Genomic DNA, 2527 nt, shown 5'->3' with positions numbered 1-2527 from the left:
GAAAACTAACACTCCCTATGATGAATCAACCTATTTAGCGGCGCTAAAAAGAAGAGACTCACCGCTTTTAAAATTTGCAATTAATAGTTAAATTTTACTAGCGGTCCACCTCAGGGCGTGTTGTTAGCACTTATTATACACATATCAGCTTTAAAGCTTTCTCTTTCAAAGTTTCCCTATTTTCACCAAAATGCAACTCACGGTGACAACAAGGGCAAAGAGCAAGACAGTTAGCCACTATATCAGCTCCGCCTTCAGAGAGAGGCTCTACATGATGAACTTCTAAATAAGGTTTTCCATTCACGGTTTTGAAAGGAGCATCCGCACCACAAAGTTGGCAATTCCCTTTTGCAACTGCAAGAACATAAGAAACCACTTGATGGTCTCTATAATATTGATTATGAGTTCCAACTACTTTCTTAGGTGAACTTTGACCGACTGGTACTGACTTCAATATATGATCCGAATCATAAGCTTTATTCAATGCACTAAATGCATCTGGACATAATTTTATATAGTCTTTATATTCTTGAGCTTTGCCTAAAATAAATTTAATTCTCTCTTGCCCATTTACTGTTAAACCTTTTCGCCAATGAATATTAACAAATTCATTTAGTAAACCATGATCTTCGATAAGCTGTATTATTAACCCTTTATATACAGTTGTATCATAGCTTGCTTCCCAAACTATTTTTATGTTTGAAATATCTAAAATTTCTTGCTCAAAACCTTGAGAAATGGCAAAACTCTTAAGCTTTTTCATAGGAAGATCTTGCTGAAATGTATTAATAGCATCTAGCAGTGCATCTAACGCTTTATCACCTTTTTTGTTCACCCATGCAGGGCCGGAGGCCTCTCCATGAGAGTCAAATGTATTGTTTTCGGGAAACAATTCGCTTTGTACAAGAGGGTTTGTTTTCCCTGTAACTAAACCTATTTCGCTATTCACATCATCAGATATTGCTTTTATATAAAATTTTTTAGCTCTTCCTCCATACCCTTCACTTTCAAGTTGTTTCAATAGATTAACGTGAGTAAACTTCAGCTCATTACCACGATTTTGCATATGAGAATTTTGCTCTTTTTCAAATTCAAACCCAACATTTTCCATTTTTGTACGCAATTGTTGAAAGATCTGCTCTCTATTAACGCTCATAATTATGCCTAAAATTAGATTGATACAACTTTAACACACCACATTTTGGAGAATATGACAATAGTGCTAACGCCCACATTAAGCGGACTAAAATTGCGTGCCAAACTTGTTGAGGAACGAAACATGGCACACTGTTTTAGTTCCGATTAAATTGACTTGTTAACCCGATTATCACCAATCTTCGAATTCAGTTATATTGTCTAATCTCGTCACGGTAATTGAACCATCACCTAATTTTGAAGTCCAAAAATGCTTTCTTGCTTTCGGTTTACCAGCACCAGACCATTCAACGACTCGAGTATCAATAGTTTTTAAATATGGCTTTAATAAAACATTTAAGTGTTCATCTAGCCCTGAATAGCCAAATAAAATAACTTCTTCAACTTCTTCTAATGCTAAGCGCAAGTAATCCCAGTAGACAGATAATGCACTAGACGCTGAAATGACAGACGGTTTGTGTTTGACGTGTGTCAGTACAATATGTTGACTTTGTTCATCACGATCAATTGTTAACTGGTCTCTTGAAAGCTTTGTTATACCGTTTCGTTTTTCAACAAATAATGGGGAACCATGTAGATGTAGATAATAGCCGAAATTATTTCCATATCTTCGTTCCAAAGATTCAGATGAAAACCCGCGATCGATCATTCCATCTGCTAAATATCCATTGTAACCACTGAATATATTGTTATCTATAAACGAATTATATAAAAGCTTATCGTAGTTAAGAGTTGCAACATGAGATTTTGTTTTTTTTACAAACTCAATTAATGGCTCATAAAATTCGAAAGGGAGTTCACCGTCATAGTTATGCAAGAATGTAGCTACTTTATGAATATATTTTGCCGTTATTTCGGGGAAGCTCTGGCCATCTTTTGTTAACCAATGTATATCACCTTGACCAATTCGATTCAAAGATGTGCAATATGAAATTGCTTGATGCAAAAGATCCAATTCATCCTCACCTTCAGGTGCTCCTTTTTTCCCAAGACACCGCTCTATCAGCTTTTTTTGATCCGAGGTTAAAACACCATCTTTACACCAAATGGTCTCTAGGGCATTTTGTAACGAGAAGTGTTCTGGAGATAAGCTCATTCCTAGCCCATTTCCAAATATGATTAATTTACGTGGCATACAACTCACTATACTTTCGGGTTAACGCCCTGTTAACAGGCAATAAAATAGTTGGTTGAAATAAGCGACGAAGGAGCAAAAACCAACTGTTTTTTGTCCTTGTTTAACAGCTTGTTGAACGAAGCCGCTGTGCGGCAGAAAAACAAAAGACCAATAACGTTCATACTTATTATCCACATCACGTCCTCGTGATGAATAATAGGAGTATAAGCGATGAACACTTCAGAACAACAACAC

General features: G+C 36.1%; 3 protein-coding genes. All 3 read right to left on the bottom strand.

Annotated features, from left to right (window positions below):
• Window positions 1–133: 133 nt before the first annotated feature.
• Complete coding sequence (locus SP041_RS21320) at window positions 134–1156, bottom strand: HNH endonuclease (RefSeq protein WP_025565810.1); 1023 nt, start codon at window positions 1154–1156, stop codon at window positions 134–136.
• Between the two features lie 171 nt (window positions 1157–1327).
• The gene (locus tag SP041_RS20575) at window positions 1328–2290 is read right to left on the bottom strand and encodes a DUF4917 family protein (protein ID WP_025565811.1); all 963 of its coding nucleotides are present in this window, start codon (window positions 2288–2290) and stop codon (window positions 1328–1330) included.
• A gap of 32 nt (window positions 2291–2322) precedes the next feature.
• The coding region (locus tag SP041_RS21125) for a hypothetical protein (RefSeq protein ID WP_205961229.1) at window positions 2323–2527 on the bottom strand (205 nt) is incomplete at its 5' end.

This window comes from Psychromonas sp. SP041 (assembly GCF_000470315.2).
Taxonomy (GTDB): Bacteria; Pseudomonadota; Gammaproteobacteria; order Enterobacterales; family Psychromonadaceae; genus Psychromonas.
This window is presented reverse-complemented; position numbering and strand designations above follow the sequence as displayed.

What these genes read in the sequence shown, in the direction of transcription:
- SP041_RS20575 (WP_025565811.1), bottom strand. Translation starts at nt 2,290, where the DNA reads ATGCCACGTAAATTAATCATATTTGGAAATGGGCTAGGAATGAGCTTA.
- SP041_RS21320 (WP_025565810.1), bottom strand. Translation starts at nt 1,156, where the DNA reads ATGAGCGTTAATAGAGAGCAGATCTTTCAACAATTGCGTACAAAAATG.